Below are 17332 nucleotides of genomic sequence, written 5' to 3'. Positions count from 1 at the left end.
CCTCACCTCTGCCCAACAGGGGACTCTCCATTTTTTTTATGCGTTATATTTGAAAAATTATCCAATAAAGGCGTATCGTTAAAGTGAGTGAAATAACTGATTGGGGGAAAAGTTATGAAGGACAAATTTAAAAGTTTATTTTCACCTTTTACCTTCCCGAATGGTGTGACATTGAAAAACCGCATCGTCATTGCTCCAATGACACACTGGTCATCCAATCCGGACGGCTCCGTTTCAGAAATTGAATTAAAATACTATGCCCGGAGATCTGCGGGCGTGAGTGCAGTCATCACGGCTTGCGCTTATGTAACCCCAAATGGGAAAGCATTCCACGGCCAATTTGCCGCAGATCGTGATGAAATGATTCCGGGGTTAAGAAAAGTGGCAACCGCGATTCAACAACAAGGAGCCAAAGCCATACTTCAAATCCATCACGGCGGAAGATTATGCCCGCCTGAACTTGTACCGGACGGAGATATTGTTAGCGCGAGTGCGGTTCCGGCTGAAAGACCCGGGGCGGAAACACCCCGATCTTTGACGATTCAAGAAATTGAAGAAATCATTGATGCATTTGGTGAAGCGACCCGCCGCGCGATTGAAGCCGGTTTTGATGGCGTTGAGATTCATGGGGCGAACGGCTATCTGATTCATCAATTTTTCTCGCCACATTCCAACCGCCGGGAAGACCAATATGGCGGCACCCTTGAAAAACGAATGTCGTTCCCGCTTGAAATCATCAAGAAAGTAAAAAGCGTTGTCGACCAACATGCAAAATCCCCTTTCATCGTCGGTTACCGTTTCTCTCCGGAAGAACCGGAAACACCTGGCATTACAATGGCGGATACTCTTGTCTTTGTTGATGTACTTGCAAATCAAGGACTTGATTATCTGCATGTTTCATTAAATGATTTCCGCTCCACTCCAAGAGTCGGCGTCGAGGATTTCACTAAAACGCGGATTGAATATTTACTTGAAACCATCAACGGCCGTGTACCACTCATCGGCGTCGGTTCCATTATAACTGCCGACGATGCGAAAGAAGCGCTGGAAACAGGGGTTGACCTCATTGCCATAGGCAGAGAAATGATTGTGGATCCGGATTGGGTGCAAAAAATCCAGGAAGGAAGGGAAGATGAAATCTCCATTGTCATTTTCACTGACCAACAGGAAGAACTGATCATTCCGGATGGATTATGGGAACAAATCATTTCCAGACCAGGCTGGTTCCCGGTGAAAGAACGCTAAAGATTCCTGATTCATTATAAGTAAACGGAAAAATTGGCCCCATGAAGCTGTACACACATGTGCAGGTCTTTTATGGGGTCTTTTTTTGTAAAAAAGTTGATTCCGACTTGGCGTTTCGACATTTCCGTTTCGGAAAATGACTAATATTATCAATTCAGCACGAATACAATTTAACACCTTAAAAAAACGGGGGGATTTGATTGAATGATGTTAATCCTTCAAAGCAATCGGGTGAAATGGTCATTGGCGGAGTGAAATATTTGCACAAATCCGATGATGGGTTTGATTATTTAACGGATTTATCAGACAACGAAGTGAAAATACACCTGAAATTCACGAAAGATGAGGAGAAAAGAAAGGAAGCCCGCAATGCATTAAAAACCTTTTTCCTGGAGCTATTATAACTTTTGGACGGGTGTGTGGTAATGAAACGGGTTTGGTGCCTTTACCGGGTGTCGAAAAAACAACAAGTCAGCGCAGATGAAGACATTCCTATGCAAAAAAACGCCTGCCATGAATTCGTCAACGGCAAACCCGATTGGACCATCACAAATGAGTTGTACGAAAAGGGCGTATCCGGCTGGAAAAAATCCGTCAATGAGCGGGATGAAATGGCGGCACTAAAAGAAGGAGCTTTAAAGAAAAAATTCGATGTGTTGCTGGTTTTCATGTTCGACCGTTTAGGACGCCGGGAAGATGAAACACCGGTCATGGTCAATTTTCTGATTCAACATGGCATCGAAGTCTGGTCCGTAAAAGAAGGGCAACGGAAAATCGAATCCCATGTCGACAAACTGCTGAATTATATCAGTTTTTGGCAATCCGATGGGGAAAGCCAAAAAACATCCATCCGGGTGAAAGAAGCCAAAAAACAACTGAGTGAACAAGGCTATTTTCAAGGCGGAACAGCACCATTGGGCTATAAAATTGTCGAAACAGAAGAGCGGCATTGGAAAAACAAAGACCGCCGTGTAAAAGAATTGGTGCCGGACGAAATGGAATCGGAAATCATTAAGCTGATTTACCACTTATATGTAAACAAACATATGGGCTATCGAAAAATCGCCGATCATTTAAATGAACAGGGCTATCGTAACCGTGATGGCAAAATCTTTGCTGTGAGCACCATCCAAAGAATACTGTCCAACCCCATTTATATCGGATTTAAAAGATATAAAACGGCTGCAGGAGGAACGCAGCCATTTAACGAAAAACTGCAAATCCTTCCTGAGGAATTGTTTTATCAGGCTGAGCGAATCCGAAAAATTAGACGCGGCAACATGAAAGAACAGGACAAATCGGATATCCCGAGATCAGGAAAATTGCTGCTGTCAGGCCTTGCCTATTGCAAATATTGCGGTTCAAAGCTGACTTCCAATTACCTTTACAAATCTTCAAAAGATAAAAGGCATAAAACCGCCATTTACCGATACCGATGCCCTTTAAACAAAGGCAAAACTTATTGCCGTCACCGTCAAAACATATGGGGTGGAAAAAAATACGACACGCTCATTATCAATAAACTCAAATCCATCCTATCCCAATTCGAACTTCAACCATACCTGGAAGCAGGCAAACATTTGAAAGCTGAAAGAGTAAAACTGAAAGAACAAAATATCAAACATTTAAAAAAAGAGTACGTTGATTTAAAGAAACAGCAGGAAAAACTGAATTTAGAAATCGGGAAGGCTTTGATCGGCGAGAGCGCATTTACACCGGAACAGCTTTCTCTTGCCTTGGAAACAATTGAAAAACAAATGGAGGAAAAGTCGGCGCTAATCCATTCTTTGACGGAAGAATTGCAAAAAGAACGGGAAACCTGTTCAGATGTCAATTTCTTGGCGAATGAATTGAAACATTGGGCGCAAAAGTTCGAAGTAGCGGATGGGGATCATAAAAAAGCATTGCTCTCGAAATTAATCAATAAAGTGTATTTAGGCAAAAACGAAATTGAAATTGAATTGAATATCGGGTTGTCGGATTATTTTGAAGGGAACATCAATTAAACTTTTTCATCGGAACGGCTCTTCTTGTACGGCATATAAAAATGAGCTATTTTAGTGGCTGGCGTCTACTAAAATAGCTCATTTTTTTAGAAGGTGTCCCGCTTCCTTCGTCAATGGGATCAAACTTTTTGCGCCTTTTTTTGACGCAACTGTTTTGAACGCACATCATACCAAATAAGGCTTGCGATTTCTTTCACTGTCTGTTCCAATTCGGAGCCTTTAAATTCGTCAATAAAAACTTTCAATAAAGCATTGAGTATAATGGTCCGGGGAGATTCGCGATGGAATTCCTCGATGATGGCCATTGTAATTTCTTTCTGATTGCTTGATAAATTTTCCTTGATCAGATCTTCCAGTTTCTTTTTTATTTCTGAAATATCCAAACGATATTGTTTTTTCGAAATGGATAAAATGGTATTTATTTTATCGGCATTTAATACTGCCGTTTTTTCATTTATCATCATATCAATAATTTTTTCCAAATATTTCAACAATATTGAAGCGATTTCCTCCAAAGAAATGGAATGGTGATTGGAAATTTTGCAGGTGAAGGTTAAATATTGAAACATTCCATAAAATAATATTGCCGCTTCAAACCCGTAATTGCGCATTTCATCTCCGTAAACTTCAATCAAACGCAATCGGAACCATTCAAACTCCAATATCCGATGACGCAAAACCAGTTCTTTTAATTCGTCTTCCCCTGAATGCAAAATTTCTTCGTATAGCACATCCAATCCGGATTCCTGATTAATCTTCCATAATACAGCAATCTGGTTGGCGAATACGTTGATATCCGTAGGGTCTTTTCCTATCATGAGTTCGGCCCGTAAAAGTGAGGCATCATATCTCGCCTGCTCCAATATCGCTTCAATACATTCCGTTTTGGAAGAGAAGTAATTGTAAAAAGTTCCTTTTGAAATCCCTGCTCTTTCAATGATTTGTTGGATTGATGTTTTCGCAATTCCATGTTCTACAAACAATCGCAAAGCATGATCAATGACCGCTTTTTTTCTTTTATTCATTTTGAACTCCTCTATTTATATAATGCTCTATTTATTATACACAAAAAATCAATGTTGGACTGAATGTATTTTTTTATTGATAAAATTGAACTATGGGTATAAAATGTTTAAGTCGATAAAAAGAAAGAAATGGGGAAAGGGATAATATGACATTAGATAAACAAGGGAAAAAACCGCCATATTTAGTGATTGCAATACTTTTCTTTGGCGCGTTTGTTTCATTCTTAAATAACTCTTTGTTGAATGTTGCACTACCAACAATCATGAAAGATTTTGAAGTGGATTATTCAACTGTTCAGTGGTTGGCTACAGGTTACATGCTGGTAAGTGGTGTTCTGATTCCTGTATCCGCCTTTTTAATTACACGGTTTAAAAACCGTCATTTATTTATTACAGCAATTTCGCTATTCACTATTGGTACCGCATTGGCGGCATATGCTCCCCACTTTGGTGTGCTTTTGGCCGGGCGTATGATTCAAGCGGCTGGCGGTTCCGTAATGGGTCCGTTGCTTATGAACATCATGCTTGTGAGCTTCCCCCGCGAAAAACGTGGCGCGGCAATGGGGATTTTCGGTTTGGTTATGATTACCGCACCGGCAATCGGGCCAACATTGTCCGGTTATATTGTGGAATATTGGGACTGGCGGGTATTATTCGAAATGATACTGCCCTTTGCTGTCATCAGCTTGATTTTAGCTATTTGGAAATTGGAAAACATATTGGAAACACGCGACGTTTCCATTGACTACTTTTCCATTCTATTATCGATTATCGGTTTCGGTGGCGTACTATACGGCTGTTCAACGGCCAGCACTGAAGGATGGTCGGATGCAAAAGTTCTTTCGACGTTGATTATAGGAGCAATCGGCATCATTTGGTTCATCATCCGCCAATTCCGCTTGGAACAACCTTTATTGGATTTGCGCGTTTACAAATACCCAATGTTTGCCGTTGGTAACATCATTTCGATGGTTGTCACAGCCGCCATGTTTTCAGGGATGATTTTAACACCGGCTTACGTTCAGAACGTCCGCGGTATTTCACCGCTTGATTCAGGTTTAATGATGTTGCCGGGTGCCCTCGCAATGGGAATCATGTCACCAATCACAGGAAGATTGTTCGACAAATTCGGTCCGCGTATTTTGGCATTTGTCGGGTTATCCGTTACTGCTTACGGAACTTATTTGTTATCCACGATGGATTTGGAAACAACAAAAACGACCATTGTTTTAATGTACACATTGCGGATGTTTGGTATGTCAATGGTCATGATGCCTATTATGACAAACGGTTTGAACCAATTGCCGAACCGCTTGAATCCACATGGTACAGCGGTCAACAACACGGTTCAACAAGTGATTGGTTCAATCGGAACGGCGTTGTTCGTGACGTTGATGAATTCTGTCGCTACCAATAAAGGGGAAGAATTGGTGGAAGCGGTAAAAGCCGCAAATCCGGCAGAATTGCAAAATCCGACGTTTATCGCAGGGATCCAGCAACAGGCATTGCTTGAAGGTATTCAAGTGTCATTCTTGGTTGCAACAATCGTGACGATTGTGGCTTTAATCTTGACATTATTCTTAAAACGGGTTGATGTAAGCAAAGTCATCGCGGAAAATATTGAAAATAAATAAACGGGTTGAATCAAATCCATTAAACAATGAAGCTGCTTGCCCCTTTGAAGGAAAAGGGATAAGCAGCTTCATTTTGTCATTCACCATATGGTTTAAAATCTTTTCATTGCAACTTCCATGAATCCATCCCGGTTGTAAGTAGTGTCTTATGTACCCGCATGCAAAGGCTGTTGCAATATTGGCAAATTCTATGTTTTGGATCAAGTTTAGATCCTTGTGAGGGTCGATGCCATGTTTTTTCAATACAAATTCCCCAACCATTTGCGGCATGCCGCCTTTGCGCTGGCCAAGGAATGTGGAACCTTTCAGCAGATCCCATGAAAATTCGTCAATTTTTTCCCGGGACACTAAGAACGTTCCATCCGTTTGGGTTAATTGGGCAAAGTTTTTGATCGGATCATTGGCGCCTTGTGCTGTCACATAAATGGAAGTTTCCGCTCCAACAAGGGCAATATCGATTCCACCTGAAAGGAGGGCAGTCATTGTTTTATCCCCGCCGGGAATTGTGGAAAGTTCAATTTCCAGCCCTTCTTCTTCAAAATATCCTTTGGAAATCGCCACGTATTGTGGTGCATAAAAGATGGAACGTGTTACTTCCCCTACTTTCACTTTTGTCATCTCTTTGTCTCCGCACGCGGCAAGAAAAACCATCATCCCTGCCAGCATGACGGAAAGACTAATCTTCCACCATTTCATCCCTCTTACCTCCTTGTTTCGTCAGCATCCATTATCAAGAGTAGGTTATGCGAAGGGAAAATAATGTGTGAATGCCCATGAATTTGGTCCGGCTCCCGGATAACGATACCAATGTGTCTTATCCGCCTTCCAAAAGGAGGGTAAGCTGGCCGATCAAAAATATGAAACCATGGACACATGTGCAACAAAAAAAGCGAACCGGGAAAACAGTCCGTTTCCCGATTCGCTCAACTCTACAAATCTTCATTGAAAAATGATTGACCCGATGACAAGTCTCCCTATTTCCCTTGTCAGGAAGCCTCTTTCTCTTCTCTTTTCTCTCGCCATAAACGGATTTTATAGAGAATCAAAACAAGTGCCGCAACAATCAATCCTTCAATCATCGGCAAGAATAGGGCGAAAAAGGTAAGAAGAATACAACCTAGAAATAGAAAAATATAAATGATTATATTTTTCCCCAAACTCAGTTTTTTGGCAAAACCGAGTTTGTAAACAATGGCGGACAGGATGAACACCAGGATAAAAATGATGTATCCTGCCACTTGATTATTCGGTGCGTTTTCGTAAACATAGCGAGTGACTGCCGACATGCGATTAAATACCCGGTCAGAATCACTGACAGCGGCGGATGCCAAAATTAAACCAAATAGCTTCAAGTCGAACAACACCTTTCACATTCCCAAGAAGAGAATTATTCTTGCTCGGCGTATTTTTGTTTTTTCGCCAATTTTTCTCTTTCACTTTTATTTAAAATTTGTTTTCTTAAACGGATGGATTGTGGTGTTACTTCCAAATATTCGTCATCATTCAAAAATTCCAATGCTTCTTCCAGTGTCAAAAGGCGCGGTTTTTTGATGACCGCTGTCTGATCTTTCGTTGCGGAACGGATATTCGTTTTTTGTTTTTGTTTTGTGATGTTGACGGCAAGGTCGTTCTCCCGGCTATTTTCCCCGACAATCATTCCTTCGTAAATATCCGTGCCCGGCTCTACAAATAGTGTACCACGATCTTCTATCTGCATCATACCATAAGTTGTCGCTTTTCCAGTTTCCATCGATACAAGAGCCCCGTTATGGCGGCCACCGACACGGCCAGGAACAACCGGTTGATAGCTGTCAAAGGAGTGGTTGATGATTCCGTACCCTTTGGTGATGGACATAAATTCCGTTGTATACCCGATCAATCCGCGGGATGGCACCATGAAAATGAGGCGGGTTTGTCCATTGCCGTTATTGATCATATCCACCATTTCGCCTTTGCGATTGCCCAATGATTCAATCACGGCACCCACATATTCTTCAGGAACATCCACTTGTACCCGTTCCACCGGTTCGCATTTGACTCCATCGATTTCTTTGATGATCACTTTCGGTTTTGAAACTTGCAATTCATATCCTTCGCGGCGCATATTTTCAATCAAGATGGATAAATGAAGCTCTCCTCTGCCGGAAACAATCCATGCATCCGGTGAATCGGTATCTTCCACCCGCAATGAAACATCCGTTTCCAATTGCTGTCTTAATCTTTCTTCCAATTTACGGGCCGTCACAAATTTTCCTTCTCTTCCTGCAAATGGGGAATTGTTCACAAGAAACGTCATTTGCAATGTCGGTTCATCGATGCGAAGTGGCGGCAACGCCTCTTGATGCTCAATGGCACATACCGTTTCCCCTACGTTAATGTCATCCATTCCGGAAACCGCGACGATATCTCCGGCACTTGCCGATTCAATTTCTTCCCGTTTCAAACCGGAGTAGCCCAACAATTTCGTCACGCGATATTGTTTGACACTGCCATCCAGTTTCATTAGGGCAACGGATTGGCCCACATGGATTTCTCCCCGGAAAATGCGTCCGATTCCGATCCGTCCTACATAGTCATTATAATCCAGCATAGTCACTTGGAATTGCAATGGTTCATCCGAATTATCCACCGGTGCAGGAATGTGATCAATAATCGTATCAAACAAGCATTGCATATCAGCGTCCTGATTTGCCGGATCCGGATCAAGGCTTGCTGTTCCGTTGACAGCTGAGGCATAGACAACCGGGAAGTCCAATTGGTCTTCATCCGCACCCAATTCAATTAATAGATCCAATACTTCATCCACCACTTCCAAAGGGCGGGCAGAGTCTTTATCGATTTTGTTCACCACCACAATCGGTGTCAACTTTTGTTCCAACGCTTTTTTCAATACAAAGCGTGTTTGGGGCATACAACCTTCGTATGCATCCACGACGAGCAGAACCCCGTCAACCATTTTCAGAATACGTTCCACTTCGCCCCCGAAATCCGCGTGTCCCGGAGTATCCAAAATATTAATTTTTGTCCCTTTATAGTGAACGGCAGTATTTTTTGCTAAAATAGTGATGCCGCGTTCGCGTTCTAAGTCATTCGAATCCAATACTCGCTCTTCAACATGCTCATTTACACGAAAAGTTCCGGATTGTTTCAATAATTGATCGACTAATGTTGTTTTTCCGTGGTCAACGTGTGCAATGATAGCGATGTTGCGAATATCTTCACGTAATTTTGTCATGATTCCACTCCAATTTCTTTGTTCATAAGATTAACTGTGTTATTATATCACAAGAACATGAAAAATGTCTTTTTTTAATAACACTTTTTTAACCTTCGAACTCTAAAGGGGGGCTTTTGATGAATAAAGCGAAGTTTGTCATGCTGCTTTTCTCCATCGCTGCACTATTATCAATGGTTTCCATTGGTTACGCGATCGCCATAAGAAGCGTTCCTACAATCATTGCTTGCATCGTGGCATTATGTGCCGTTATGGGAATCGGTTTCCGCATGAAAAGAAAATTTCGTGAAAAAGGGCTGCTATAGTAAAAAGTGCTCGACCTTAAATGGCGAGCACTTTTTATTTTATCCCAGATCCGCAATCTTAAAATTGGATTGGAAAGGTTGATTATTTAATTGGAATGCTGCTTCTCGTCTTTTAATTCGATATAATGTTCCAGCAACAACTGATGGATTGATGGGTTCGCAATAAGGAATGTATCGTGGTTCAATAAATTGAACGGTTGGCCTTTCAAGTTCGATACAACCGCTCCCACCTCCTGGGCGATGACCATTCCGCCTCCGATATCCCATGGAGCCAATCTCATTGATAGATAAGCATCCAGTTTGCCTGTCACCACCAAAGCAATTTCCATGGCGGCTGAACCGTATGAACGGGTGCCGCGCACAGTCCGGATCAGTTTTACCACTTTTTCGTGATTGATTTTTCCATTCGGGATCACCCAGCTGGAGTTGATTCCAATCACAGCTTCTTCAATCTTCAACGGCTTTAATTTGCCGATTTGCTGATCATTGATGAACGCACCTTCGCCTTTGATCGCGTAAATTAATTCATCCCGCATCACATCATACAAATACCCCAACTTCCCGACTCCATCGACAAAGAAACCGATTGAAATCATGAAATTGCGGCCTTGTTTGATGAAATTCATCGTGCCGTCAATTGGATCGATAATCCATAGGGGGCCATCCAATGTCACAATTTTATCCCCCATCCCTTCTTCCCCCAAAATCTTATGGGAAGGGTCCAATTCCTTTATTTTTTCCACAAAATATTGTTCGATTTTCCGGTCGATGTTTGTCACCAAATCATTGGCGCTCGCTTTTGTTTCTATAATCAATTCTTTTGAAAAAGATTCGCGTATTTGATCACCGGCATGAAAAATAGTTTTTATTGCAAAATCGTTTATTTTCCGTAAATCCATTTGTTAAAAACCTGCCTTCTTATCTACCATAGATTTCTACTATTTTGAAATATAATTTCTAAAATTCAGAAATTTCATAAGGCCATTTAAGAATGAAAGATTCCCCTTTATCATTATTTTAACATGATTTATTGAAAAGGGGTCCAAAATTGCCAAAGTTGCAATCCCTGTCATAAAATCTTAATTTTTTTATTTTTCACGTTATTATTATATACTTTTTTAGAAGGCTGCAGAAGATAAATTGAAAACAACCTATGACTTAACATTTTTCAAAAATAAAAAATCACTTGCTCGACGATCAAAGCAAGTGATTCTATAGGAAGGGAAACTGCTTACGCATACGCGTGCAGACCGTTTAATTCATCTTGGATTTCTTTTAAGCGTTTTTTGCATCTTTCCATTTCCTTCGTATCGTTTTCTTGCATCGCGGAATAAAGGGAAGCCAATTCATAATCTAATTCCAACCGTAAAGCGTGTTCATATTGTTTTTCAATATCAACTTTGCGAATAATCTTAACCGTTTGTCTCATGCCACTCACTTTCCTTTCCCAATTATTTTTGTCTCAAGGTGAAGTGCTGTTTGTTACAAGATTTTTCCCAAAAAACATGGAAAATAAACATAAGATTCAAAAAGGAGGAAAACAATTCATGGTTGATATCAAATGGACAAATTCCGATTTTGATGTTTTTACAATAGACGGTTTAGACGCCCGAATGGATGCATTGAAAACGATTGTACGTCCCAAATTCCAAGCGCTGGGGGAACATTTTGCCGGATATTTCAGTGCGAAAACCGGTGATGAATTTTTTGCCCATATCGCCAAACATGCAAGAAGAACCGTCAATCCGCCGAATGATTCATGGGTGGCATTTGCCCCATATAAACGCGGATACAAATCGCTTCCCCATTTTCAAATTGGGCTTACAAACAACCATTTATTCATCGTTGTTGCAATAATTTATGAAGTTCCACAAAAATCTGCCATGGCCCAACGTTTGCTGAATTCATTGGATGCATTTCGGAAGTTGCCTGATGATTTCATTATTTCAGGCGATCATACGTCCCCTGATGCCATTCCTTTAAAGGATGCATTGGATGGCCGGTTGGAGGAACTTCTGGTTCGACTTCGGGATGTGAAAAAAGGGGAATTTTTGGTTGGACGTCATATTCCTCGTGAAACATGCATAAATCTATCTTCGGAAGAGTTTTTAAAAGTGGCGGAGGATACTTTTGAAGCACTTTTCCCAATTTACGAAATGATGATTGGAAAAAATTAAATTGTGCTTTTTGTATTCCATTTAAACGGCATGAACTTCTTCATTTTCTTTTGAATGAGGATTGATTTATTTCCTGCTGTATGTTGTATAAATAAATATGCTGTTGACGACATTAAACATTACATTTTTCAGCCGCTTTTTTTCTTTGAATTTAATAATATTCCGCATCAAGTCTTCATAAAATGCTGTTTGGAAAAAGAAAAAGGAGCCATATTGCTCCTTTTTTTCGTCAAGAGGATGTGGACTCAATTCATATGAATCCAATCCCCATCCTTTAATTCCCTCGCCTGCTTCACCACAGGGTAGCTTGCATATCCGCTGACCTCTTCAAATTCCCGAAAGAGGGTTTTTTCTTCCGCTTTTGAAGGGACGATTTGTTTAAAACGGCGATACTTTTCCAACATCTCCTCCCTTTTGATCCCTTTTTCGTACGCTTGTTCAATTCCCTCAAAAAATTTCACCACTGCAATTATTTCCTCTGTTGACCAATCAGGGGAAATTGGATACGCATATTCCATACGGCTTTACCTCGCTTCATTTGTTTTCTCTTTATCTTCCCCATTTTAACCGAATTTCTTCCGCTTCCCGAATCATACGCTTAAACAATTCTTGTACTGAAGGGACATCTTTGATTAAACCGGTTACTTGCCCTGCCCAACCAAAGCCGTTTTCCGCGTCCCCATCGTAAATAAAGCGTTTATTCGCTTCTCCGCTGATATAGTCTTTAAGGGCTTCATAGGTTGGGGTTTCCTTTTCGATTTGCAATATTTTTTCTGTAAATCCGTTTTTTAAGGCTCGGGCTGGAGTTCCTAATGATCGCTTGATGACCGCCGTATCCGTTTCGGAACTGTTGAGCAAAGCTTTAATATATTCCGGGGAGGCATGCACGCATTCCTTCGTCGCAATGAATCTTGTCCCCATTTCGATTCCTTCCGCTCCCAAAGCCAAAGCCGCCATCAACCCTCGTCCATCTCCAATCCCTCCAGAAGCGATGACAGGGATGGATACGCTATCCACGACTTGCGGTACGAGCACCATTGTCCCCACATCATCTCTTCCCAAGTGTCCCCCTCCTTCTTGTCCAACCACCATCACTGCATCCGCACCAAGTTCTTCCGCTTTCTGGGCTTGACGGCGTGCCGCAACCAAGACCAACTTTTTCACGTCGACCCCTTCAAGCAATTTGAACATCGGAGCAGGATTACCGCCCGTCATCGAAATGACCGGCACTTTTTCCTCGATTGCCACTTCCACCATCGGTTCATAGCCTTTTCCATAATTGCCGAAAGCAAAATTCACTCCGAAAGGTTTATCGGTTTTTTCTTTTGTTTTTCGGATCTCTTTCCTTAATTGTTCAGGAGATTCCAAACTGAGGGCTGTAATTTGTCCGAGTCCCCCCGCATTGGATACGGCGGCCGCCAAATCGGAGTAGGCCAAATAAGCGAGTCCCCCCTGTATGATCGGATATTGGATTCCCAATAATTTTGTCACTCTTGTTTCCCAATTCATCATGCTCATCCCCTTTTTTTCATATTGATTAATGAGTTCTTCAATAAAACTTAAATTTCCTTTAAATTTTTATAGCAAGTGGAGCCTATAGATGCTATAATTTCATTGTTTTTTAAAATTACAATAAAGTGAGGTGGTACCTGCGTTGTCACAGTTAGAAACTCCTCTGTTCGACGCATTGTTAAAACATCGAAACAGACATCCGATCCAATTCCACATCCCAGGCCATAAAAAGGGGCAAGGAATGGATCCTGCTTTTCGAGAATTTATTGGAGACAACGTTTTATCCATTGATTTAATCAATATTGCTCCACTAGATGACTTACATTCGCCAAAAGGTGCAATTAAAGCGGCACAGGAACTTGCTGCCGAAGCCTTTGGTGCTGACCATACATTTTTTTCTGTTCAAGGAACTAGTGGTGCTATCATGACGATGATCATGTCTGTCGTCGGTCCGGGAGATAAAATTTTGGTACCACGAAATGTTCATAAATCTACGATGTCTGCGATTATTTTGTCTGGTGCGATTCCGATTTTCATTTATCCTGAAGTGGATGAAGAATACGGGATCACCCATGGAATTTCTGCCGAATCCGTTGAAAAGGCAATCGAAACATATCCAGACGCAAAAGCTTTGCTTGTGATTAATCCGACTTATTTCGGATTTGCTGCTGATTTAAAACGCATTGTGGAGATCGCACATGCTTCAGATATACCGGTAATTGTCGATGAAGCCCATGGAATCCATTTGAGATTCCATGATGAACTGCCAATCTCAGCAATGGAAGCTGGAGCCGATATGGCTGCGACAAGCGTACATAAGCTAGGAGGTTCTTTGACCCAAAGTTCCGTATTAAACGTCCGGGAAGGGCTTGTGAGCATTAGCCGCGTACAATCCGTATTATCGATGTTGACAACCACTTCAACATCATACCCATTGCTCGCTTCCCTTGATTGCGCCAGAAGACAGCTGGCAATCAATGGCAATCATTTAATCGACAAAACGATCCGTTTGGCAAAAGAAGCAAGAAAACGAATCAATAAAATTCCGCATTTGAAGGTAGCTGGACGAGAGAGGCTCCATTCATCCGCGACATATGATATGGACCCTACAAAGCTGTTGATCAGCGTCAAAGACTTGGGGATTACGGGCCATCAAGCGGAAGAATGGCTCCGGCAAAATGCCAACATTGAAGTGGAATTGTCTGATCTTTACAACATCCTTTGCCTTGTTACATTGGGGGATACAAAAAAAGAAATCAATTTGCTTGTGAATGCATTGCAACGCATGTCCCAGGCATTTGATTCGGAGGCTTGCATAAAAGAAACGGAAGTGAATGTGCCGGATATTCCAGCCCTTGCCATGACCCCAAGAGATGCCTTTTATTCCAGCACGGAAGTGATTCCTTTCAAAGACTCCGCCGGCTATATTTGCGCCGAGTTTATCATGGTGTATCCGCCTGGCATCCCAATTTTTATTCCGGGTGAAGTCATTACCCAGGAAAATATAGACTACATTCAAATGAACATTGAAGCGGGACTGCCGGTGCAAGGACCCGAAGATGCAAGTCTGCAGACGATTCGTGTCATTAAAGAACGGAAACCTATATATTAATATGCGGAAAATGTCAAAAGCATTCTAGCGGGACTAGAATGCTTTTTCCTTTACATAAAAAGATAAACAAATATCGGACATAGAATGGCACCAACCACCGCGCTTAGCCCCATCGACAATGAACCGATCGATAAATCCAGTTCACCATAGTCGACAAGCTTTGCCGTGCCGACTCCATGGCTTGCGCTTCCCATGGCAATCCCTCGGCTGATCGATGAATCGATTTTTCCAATGGTGAACATGACCGAACCAAGCAGGGCACCTGTAAAGCCCGCAATCAATACCAATACAGCGGTAAGGGATGGGATTCCACCGATCGTTTCGCTCACATGCATCGCGACCGGTGTCGTCATCGATTTTGGCAGGGCCGTCAATATATACTCCTTATCGATTTTAAATACGACTAGAAGCGTATAAACGCTGATCAAGCCGCTTACCATCGCAATTACAATGCCTGATAAAATCGTATATTTGTATTTCAGCACCATATGCCACTGGTTGTACAACGGATAGGCCAAAGCGACGACAGCAGGTCCAAGCAAATGTTGAAGGTAGCGCCCACCTTCCATATAAACGTCAAATGGGACATTCAAAAAGAGCAGGCCCGCAATGATGATAATGGTCGAAGTTAAGATGGGCATGAGAATCGGCGAAGGGTACCGGGCATGCAACTTCTTCATTAATAAAAAGATGATGACCGTACTAATGATGGATAAACTTGCTCGCATGTTCCACTTCCCCCTCTTTCTTCCCCTTCATCGCCAATTCTTTTTTCTCAATCCATTGGCAAATCATGCTTGTCGTCAGAAGCACGAAAAGCGTACTGACGATGACCGACGCCACCAATAGCGAACCGGATACGGAAATAAGCTCCGGATAATCGATGATGCCGACAATGGGCGGAATAAAAAATAACGTCATAAACCCTATCAGGAAATTTGCCCCGTCTTTTATATAATCCACTTTGATCCATTTAAATTGTAGGCAAATAAATAGAAGCACCAAACCGATGATGCTGGCAGGCAATGGTAAATGTGTGATTTCAACCATAAACACCCCAATGTAGTAAAAAACGTACAGAAGCAGAATTTGAATGATCGTTCGAACAATTTTCATACTTCCATCGGAAAAAGGAACACCCTTTTCCAAAACTCACCTCCCCCGTATTCGTTATTTTATACTTGTGACAAAATATTGTCTATTAATTATTTTAGAAAAATCAAAAGAATCTAAATTTTGGAGATGCATTCAGGATATTTGTGATGAAGATATCCCTTTGGGGAAATCGGCTTCAGAAAGGATGTTTTTACGGAATAGGAAACTATCAAATGAAAAGAAAACAGATGCCAGAAAATCGGCATCTGCTTCCATTATGCGGTTATCCGTACCAAACATTTTTCAGACAACCCAGCCTATGTTAGAAAAAGAGAGAGACAAAAATGGGACAAAGGATGGCCCCGATGACTATACTCAAACTCATGGAGACCGAACCGATGGACAAATCTTCCTCGCCAAAATCCTTCAGCTGTGATATTCCGACACCGTGGCTGGCACTTCCCATGGAAATCCCCCGACTGATGGGTGAATCGATTTTGCCCAATTTATAAACGACAGGTCCAAAAAGCGCCCCGGTAAAGCCTGCCACCATCACCAAAACGGCGGTTAACGGCGGGACTCCCCCGATGGTTTCACTTACTTGCATCGCAATCGGTGTTGTCAAGGATTTGGGCAATGCGGTCAAAATAAACGTTTTTTCCTCGTGGAACAATTTCAATCCTGCAAAAACACTAAACAAGCCAATCAGCATGGCAAAAACGATACCCGAAAGGATGGTATATTTATATTTCAGCACCAAATGCCGTTGGTTGTATAACGGATAGGCCAGGGCAACCACTGCCGGCCCCAATAAATGTTGGATCCACTTTCCCCCTTCCATATACTCGTCATATGGAATATTTAGCAATAAGATGAAAACAACCAAAACGATGGTTGTAGTAAGGATTGGCATCAAAAATGGATAGGGGAAACATTTATATATTTTCATCATGATTAAAAAGATTATAATCGTGCTAACGATATAAATGATGGCTTCCACTCTTTTCTTCCCCCTTCCCCTTCTCTTTTTCTTCTATTTTTTTACTAAAAATGCCCGTCATATAAATTGTCAATATCGTACTTGCAAACACGGTCACTATTAAAAAAAACCCTTTTGAAGACAACAATTCAGGATATTCCACGACGCCAATCATCGATGGAATAAAAAATAAAGTCATAAACCCTATTAAAAAACCTGCCCCTTCCCGGATCATTCCGACTTTGATCCATTTTTGCCGCAAGCACAAAAATAGCAAGAGCAAACCGATTATGCTTGGCGGAATGGGAAGATGCGTCCCTTTAACAATAAATACGCCCATATAATAAAAAAGATATAAAATCAGGATTTGCAAAATTGTTCGAATAACGATCATATCAACGGTATAGAAATTGTTATACCTTCCCTCCTTCTTGTACCCCGCTATTCTACGCCTGCGTTTTCAAATTGTCCAGTCTGCAAAAAAAGAATTCGCCCCAAATTCCATGC

Annotated in this window: 18 protein-coding genes and 1 pseudogene; 7 read left to right on the top strand and 12 right to left on the bottom strand. The window is 41.7% G+C overall.

Annotation, left to right across the window (positions count from 1 at the left end):
• Positions 1–114 precede the first annotated feature (114 nt).
• From NST13_RS00195 to NST13_RS00185, 3 genes are all read left to right on the top strand, one after another.
• Positions 115–1245 carry an NADH-dependent flavin oxidoreductase gene (locus NST13_RS00195; protein WP_342581103.1) on the top strand — a complete coding sequence of 377 codons (1131 nt, stop codon included), beginning with the start codon at positions 115–117 and terminating at the stop codon, positions 1243–1245.
• A 200-nt stretch (positions 1246–1445) separates the two neighbouring features.
• A complete protein-coding gene (locus NST13_RS00190) occupies positions 1446–1649 on the top strand; it encodes a hypothetical protein (RefSeq protein ID WP_342470000.1) in 204 nt (67 codons plus the stop codon).
• A 21-nt stretch (positions 1650–1670) separates the two neighbouring features.
• The gene (locus NST13_RS00185) at positions 1671–3251 is read left to right on the top strand and encodes a recombinase family protein (RefSeq protein WP_342581102.1); all 1581 of its coding nucleotides are present in this window, start codon (positions 1671–1673) and stop codon (positions 3249–3251) included.
• Between the two features lie 119 nt (positions 3252–3370).
• Here the strand turns inward: NST13_RS00185 and NST13_RS00180 are convergent, their stop codons facing one another.
• Positions 3371–4276 carry a TetR/AcrR family transcriptional regulator gene (locus NST13_RS00180; protein ID WP_342470002.1) on the bottom strand — a complete coding sequence of 302 codons (906 nt, stop codon included), beginning with the start codon at positions 4274–4276 and terminating at the stop codon, positions 3371–3373.
• A 146-nt stretch (positions 4277–4422) separates the two neighbouring features.
• Here NST13_RS00180 and NST13_RS00175 point away from each other — a divergent pair, with 146 nt between their 5' ends.
• A complete protein-coding gene (locus NST13_RS00175; protein WP_342581101.1) occupies positions 4423–5910 on the top strand; it encodes a DHA2 family efflux MFS transporter permease subunit in 1488 nt (495 codons plus the stop codon).
• A gap of 159 nt (positions 5911–6069) precedes the next feature.
• Here the strand turns inward: NST13_RS00175 and NST13_RS00170 are convergent.
• From NST13_RS00170 to typA, 3 genes and pseudogenes are all read right to left on the bottom strand, one after another.
• Positions 6070–6606 (bottom strand): annotated as a pseudogene (locus tag NST13_RS00170) (ABC transporter substrate-binding protein); the annotation flags it as partial.
• Between the two features lie 290 nt (positions 6607–6896).
• Positions 6897–7196: a YlaH-like family protein gene (locus NST13_RS00165; RefSeq protein WP_342471166.1), complete on the bottom strand. Its 300-nt coding sequence runs from the start codon at positions 7194–7196 to the stop codon at positions 6897–6899.
• A gap of 101 nt (positions 7197–7297) precedes the next feature.
• The gene (gene typA, locus NST13_RS00160; protein ID WP_342470004.1) at positions 7298–9145 is read right to left on the bottom strand and encodes a translational GTPase TypA; all 1848 of its coding nucleotides are present in this window, start codon (positions 9143–9145) and stop codon (positions 7298–7300) included.
• Positions 9146–9264: 119 nt separating this feature from the next.
• Between typA and NST13_RS00155 the strand changes: the two genes are divergently transcribed.
• Entirely contained in the window at positions 9265–9450 is a 186-nt protein-coding gene (locus NST13_RS00155; protein ID WP_342470005.1) for a YlaF family protein, read from the top strand.
• A gap of 86 nt (positions 9451–9536) precedes the next feature.
• Here NST13_RS00155 and NST13_RS00150 read toward each other — a convergent pair whose 3' ends face one another.
• On the bottom strand, positions 9537–10349 hold the full coding sequence (locus NST13_RS00150; RefSeq protein WP_342470006.1) for an inositol monophosphatase family protein: 813 nt from the start codon (positions 10347–10349) through the stop codon (positions 9537–9539).
• 332 nt (positions 10350–10681) lie between these two features.
• Complete coding sequence (locus NST13_RS00145) at positions 10682–10879, bottom strand: hypothetical protein (protein ID WP_342470007.1); 198 nt, start codon at positions 10877–10879, stop codon at positions 10682–10684.
• 118 nt (positions 10880–10997) lie between these two features.
• Between NST13_RS00145 and NST13_RS00140 the strand changes: the two genes are divergently transcribed.
• Complete coding sequence (locus NST13_RS00140) at positions 10998–11627, top strand: DUF1054 domain-containing protein (protein ID WP_342581100.1); 630 nt, start codon at positions 10998–11000, stop codon at positions 11625–11627.
• Between the two features lie 245 nt (positions 11628–11872).
• Here the strand turns inward: NST13_RS00140 and NST13_RS00135 are convergent, their stop codons facing one another.
• Positions 11873–12145, bottom strand: a complete 273-nt coding sequence (locus NST13_RS00135) for a UPF0223 family protein (protein WP_342581099.1) — start codon at positions 12143–12145, stop codon at positions 11873–11875.
• A gap of 31 nt (positions 12146–12176) precedes the next feature.
• Positions 12177–13145 carry a nitronate monooxygenase family protein gene (locus NST13_RS00130; RefSeq protein WP_342581098.1) on the bottom strand — a complete coding sequence of 323 codons (969 nt, stop codon included), beginning with the start codon at positions 13143–13145 and terminating at the stop codon, positions 12177–12179.
• A 136-nt stretch (positions 13146–13281) separates the two neighbouring features.
• Between NST13_RS00130 and NST13_RS00125 the strand changes: the two genes are divergently transcribed.
• Positions 13282–14751, top strand: a complete 1470-nt coding sequence (locus tag NST13_RS00125; protein WP_342581097.1) for an aminotransferase class I/II-fold pyridoxal phosphate-dependent enzyme — start codon at positions 13282–13284, stop codon at positions 14749–14751.
• A 50-nt stretch (positions 14752–14801) separates the two neighbouring features.
• On the opposite strand, the gene NST13_RS00120 is transcribed toward NST13_RS00125, so the two are convergent.
• From NST13_RS00120 to NST13_RS00105, 4 genes are all read right to left on the bottom strand, one after another.
• Positions 14802–15479, bottom strand: a complete 678-nt coding sequence (locus tag NST13_RS00120) for an LrgB family protein (protein WP_342470012.1) — start codon at positions 15477–15479, stop codon at positions 14802–14804.
• Positions 15454–15900, bottom strand: coding sequence for a CidA/LrgA family protein (locus tag NST13_RS00115; protein WP_342581096.1), 447 nt, complete (start codon positions 15898–15900; stop codon positions 15454–15456). Before NST13_RS00115 ends, NST13_RS00120 begins: the two co-directional genes overlap by 26 nt.
• 268 nt (positions 15901–16168) lie before the next feature.
• Entirely contained in the window at positions 16169–16846 is a 678-nt protein-coding gene (locus NST13_RS00110) for an LrgB family protein (RefSeq protein WP_342581095.1), read from the bottom strand.
• Entirely contained in the window at positions 16821–17219 is a 399-nt protein-coding gene (locus tag NST13_RS00105) for a CidA/LrgA family protein (protein ID WP_342581094.1), read from the bottom strand. Before NST13_RS00105 ends, NST13_RS00110 begins: the two co-directional genes overlap by 26 nt.
• Between the last annotated feature and the right edge of the window lie 113 nt (positions 17220–17332).

The organism is Ureibacillus sp. FSL W7-1570 (assembly GCF_038593265.1).
Taxonomy (GTDB): Bacteria; Bacillota; Bacilli; order Bacillales_A; family Planococcaceae; genus Ureibacillus; species Ureibacillus suwonensis.
The sequence above is the reverse complement of the archived record's forward strand: the minus strand, read 5'-3'. Positions and strand labels throughout refer to the sequence as shown.